This window comes from Providencia sp. UF-224, assembly GCF_058245955.1.
Genome location: NZ_JBSICC010000064.1, coordinates 1 through 3,591 on the forward strand (window position 1 = coordinate 1; position 3,591 = coordinate 3,591).

At 43.0% G+C, this 3,591-nt stretch carries 6 protein-coding genes and 1 pseudogene; all 7 read left to right on the top strand.

Annotation, left to right across the window (positions count from 1 at the left end; translation table 11 throughout):
• Positions 1-57: 57 nt before the first annotated feature.
• On the top strand, positions 58-801 hold the full coding sequence (locus AC4IFO_RS22640; protein ID WP_490737799.1) for a plasmid SOS inhibition protein A: 744 nt from the start codon (positions 58-60) through the stop codon (positions 799-801).
• Positions 794-1,060 carry a hypothetical protein gene (locus AC4IFO_RS22645; protein WP_490737801.1) on the top strand — a complete coding sequence of 89 codons (267 nt, stop codon included), beginning with the start codon at positions 794-796 and terminating at the stop codon, positions 1,058-1,060. The genes AC4IFO_RS22640 and AC4IFO_RS22645 overlap by 8 nt, the downstream gene beginning before the upstream one ends.
• A gap of 718 nt (positions 1,061-1,778) precedes the next feature.
• Positions 1,779-2,084 (top strand): hypothetical protein, encoded by a 306-nt coding sequence (locus tag AC4IFO_RS22650; RefSeq protein ID WP_371007720.1) that lies wholly within the window; start codon positions 1,779-1,781, stop codon positions 2,082-2,084.
• 1 nt (position 2,085) lies between these two features.
• Complete coding sequence (locus tag AC4IFO_RS22655) at positions 2,086-2,448, top strand: hypothetical protein (RefSeq protein ID WP_490737803.1); 363 nt, start codon at positions 2,086-2,088, stop codon at positions 2,446-2,448.
• Between the two features lie 10 nt (positions 2,449-2,458).
• A complete protein-coding gene (locus AC4IFO_RS22660) occupies positions 2,459-2,797 on the top strand; it encodes a hypothetical protein (RefSeq protein ID WP_490737804.1) in 339 nt (112 codons plus the stop codon).
• 90 nt (positions 2,798-2,887) lie between these two features.
• On the top strand, positions 2,888-3,130 hold the full coding sequence (locus AC4IFO_RS22665; protein WP_490737805.1) for a hypothetical protein: 243 nt from the start codon (positions 2,888-2,890) through the stop codon (positions 3,128-3,130).
• 47 nt (positions 3,131-3,177) lie between these two features.
• Positions 3,178-3,591 (top strand): annotated as a pseudogene (locus AC4IFO_RS22670) (hypothetical protein); the annotation flags it as partial.

A 3,591-nucleotide genomic window follows, 5' to 3' on the forward strand; every position in this document is an offset into this window, starting at 1 on the left:
ATAACGCGCAATAATCAGACTGGAGACACTGCCCTGAAAAGGGCAGTGTGAAATATCATGACAACTATTCCAAATCACTTAGCCCTTGTTCCCTTTAATGACCGTCAATATGCCGCGGCAAAAGCCATCCTTTTTGTCGAAGATAAAATACAAAAAGGGCAACACCAAAAGCGTTATCCCTATGCGTGTGCGTTAATTCGCTTTTTTACGGGCAATAAAGGGGCTATCACCGCGAAAGATTTGCACTATACGTTGGTTTTAGCTTTTGATGACAAGCGCGAAATGCCGTCAAAAAATCGCTATCTTGCGGCTTTAGATACGTTTGTTCAGTCCCGTGGATATTTTTGTCCGTTGCCGTTATGCGATCATCATGTGCGTGATTTTTTTCCTGAGCTGGATTACCGTGACCGTGAACGGCAGGGGCGAAAAATTCAATCTCACGTGCATGTCGTGAGCCGTGCTCGACAAAAAGAACAGATTAAAGCGCAGCAACAGTATCAAAATCGATTAGCGCAAGCCGAAATTGAGTTAGCCTTTATTACCCCCAGTGAATTTAAATCGTGGTACAACCGGTTTAATCATGATGGGATTGAAGAATATGATTTGATTGAGTTACTCGTGAACTGGACGACACGATTTAGGCATTTAAACTTGCGAAAATACCTTGATTTTGCCCCGTTATGGTCGGCACTTTTGGATTTTAATGATGAAATTGATAATCGATCATACGGTGAACAATTACTGGATCGTTATGCCATACCGAATAAGTTAACGGATCAAAAGGGCGTTGACGATGAATGAATGGAATGTGGTTTTGCTCGAAACTGAAGACAGTTTGGTGCTAATGATGCGCGGCGAGCAGTCAAAAGAAACGGTCATTAACTCGGCAATTGCGGCAAATGAAATTTCACAGAGTGACAGTGTCACATGGTTAGCCTGTGAAGATATAAATGTGGGGTATTACAAGGCTGTGCCTAGAGAAGGGTATGCCACCTATTATTATCCCGTTAATCAGGATGTTAAAGGGGCATTTTTAGCGACCTGTCTAGTCTTATTATGAAAATGACGATATACCGCGCGTTGCAAGAAAATGTTCGGGATTCTCCCGAACATTTTCTTGTTGAGCTTAAGATATGGTTAGCAAAAGAAAGTCAGTGTTTCGGTGTAAAACCAGTAAATGTTGTTAAAAAAAGATTGAGTTTTACTGAGCGAGTGATTTAGTCAGTTCAACTTTAAGTATAGTAACAATGAGTTGAAATTTTTATCATAAAAATGCAATAAACCTTATGGGTTCCTACGGCAGCTCGACGTTCTCGAGCTGTCACCTACACTCCAACGCCATTCGTTTTACGAATGGGTTTCCGCAGAGCCGCAAGCGTCTCTGTCCTTCGGATAGCAAGCGAAACCTAACTGCGGCATTTCGTGCTTCGCACGGCCGTTAAAGACGCCACGCGTTGCGTGTCGGCCGAATTCATCCTTATCTACAGGTTTTTATCTCTCTGTAAGTACTTCCGCTCGGCTTAAACATAGCCTCAAGTCGTCATCCAGCAAGGGTAAAATGAACTCCAGCAAAATTCTTGTCGCTGCGCTTTCCAACAATTTTGCTTCCGCCCTTGCTTCCTTCCTCGTCTCAGCTATGCACGCCCTTGCCGCGACTGAACTGACAGTAAGATGAATTAACACTTTCAAAGAGAACTACGAGGCCATCGGTGAACGTCAACACCGCCACGCCAAAACCTCCAGAAAGATGAGTTAAAAGCCAAGACGAGGGATAAACAATGACTAAAACAACATTCGATATGGAAAACTGGAAACGCATTTGTAAAGCGCTCCGCCACAAAGCCGTCATGAATTGTGGCGGAACGGAAACAGTATATGAATCGATTTTTACCTGCGAAATTGATCGCGAAGTCGCTCAGTTACCTGAATCTCAACGCGCCGAGGCGGTGATCATTGCACGTGAAAAGTTTGGGTATTTAACATCGACGGAAGTGGATCACCTCAAACAAGCGAATTTAGCAGAAGGGTTTTGCACTCATGGACTTGATAAAAATTGCTGCCCGTTAGGCTGTGGGGATTTATAACATGCAGAAAAATAACGTTAAAAGCCCAACGCAAAAATCCATAGAAAGCTGGAATAAACGAAAAAACGTACTGATTGAACGTTTACTGAATAAATGTGCGGAAATTAGACGAATTCATACACCAATAACCCACAAAAAGGAGGACGCAAAACTTGATAGAGCATTAATCCGATTTGCCAAAATTAAAGCCGAACTGGATACGCACCATTGGCAAGCGAATAAACGGACAGATCCAAAGGTGTTATCCATTTGGAAACTTACCCGAGCCTATATCTTGGACACACTGGACAATTTAGACCGAACACGGTGCCAGAAATTGGAGCGGGAATATCAAAACCATGTTTTAACCCTCAATCACCAATAAGGAGATTTTTATGTATCACGCATTAGAGCAGTACGAAACAGACAGTTACCAAGAAACGCAAAGCGCGGAAATGATGTACTGGATAGGACGCGAACACGCTGCCAAAACTACCGCGACAGAAATTACCTTAATGGAATTTATGGATGCGTTATCGGTTATGCCCCCACTGGATTGGCAAGGTAATAACAATACAGAGTCATTTAAATTGCAAGAAATGGTACTGGGGAACGTGACTGACATTTTTGTCAAAGTGGACGGACGTTATTTCACGTTTCGAGATGTATCAACGTTATCTCACGCGCAAATTGTATCGCGTGTGCGTTGTGCTGGATTAGTGGCACAACAATAAAAAAAGCAGGCTTTCGCCTGCTTAATCCGTGCCTTGAATGACTTTAGCGAGGAACTCAAGGCATATCACCAACTCAAAGGAGAAACTCCGATGAACACAAATATCATGGCATACGCTGCCAACCCTGTAAAGCCCCAAATGTCCGCCCTGTCAAAACGTCGGGTCGTGCGTCACGATATTGCCATAAGTGATATTGAGCCGACCTATCGGGCAATGGCGCGACATATCGACAAACAACTTAAACGCAAACAGCCTGTTCGCATCCCTGCAATGAATAACCAGTGTTTGGGGCAACTTTTGCGCTGTTTAGAACTGCGTAAATCGTGGATTTAAGTTAATTCACTGCCCCTGTTTTTCAGGGGCAGTTTTGGAGCGTCGGTATGTCTCAATTGAGTTTTTTTGATGTGGATTTAAGCCAACCCGCGAAAGTAGCCAGTCCTATTATCTCAGGTTCGCTCAGTAAGATAGACACAAAGACAGACAAAACAGTCGAGAAAGCAAACCTAACCACGGTTAACGCCAAATCAAAGCGCGATTTTTACAAGGAATTTATTCAATTATTTAATCAAACGGCACGTTATCACAGTCGCTTAGACGTGTTTCGAGATTTTATTCATGTTGCCGCGATTTCATTAGAAAACAGCGTGAAACAATGTCCTGAGTTGGAACAAACTTACTTTGACGTGATTGCGCGTTATGAAAGAGCCGATTTGGATTTATTCGCCAAACTAATGGCAATTTGTGTTAATGCCTTAGACAGTCAAGCGACTGATTTTTTAGGGGAACTCTTTATG